This window comes from Neobacillus cucumis (genome assembly GCF_023715505.1).
On sequence record NZ_JAMBOH010000158.1, the window covers coordinates 1 to 257 of the forward strand.

Genomic DNA, 257 nt, shown 5'->3' on the forward strand with positions numbered 1-257 from the left:
TTGTTTGTTTAGTTTTGAGGGAGCAATTCTCTCAAAGCTTTTTTTAATCGTTCTTTGAAAACTAGATAATCGTATAGAAGAAACCAAGTAAAAACCGAGTAAAATCGCCATTTTAGAATATTCTCTAATGATTTAGAGTAAAACCTTTTAGGTTAAGTTAGAAAGGGCGCACGGTGAATGCCTTGGCACTAGGAGCCGATGAAGGACGGGACTAACACCGATATGCTTCGGGGAGCTGTAAGTAAGCTTTGATCCGG

Annotated in this window: 1 rRNA gene; it reads left to right on the forward strand. The window is 38.9% G+C overall.

What is annotated here, in order from left to right:
* Positions 1-150 precede the first annotated feature (150 nt).
* A 23S ribosomal RNA gene (locus M3226_RS31935) occupies positions 151-257 on the forward strand; the annotation flags it as partial.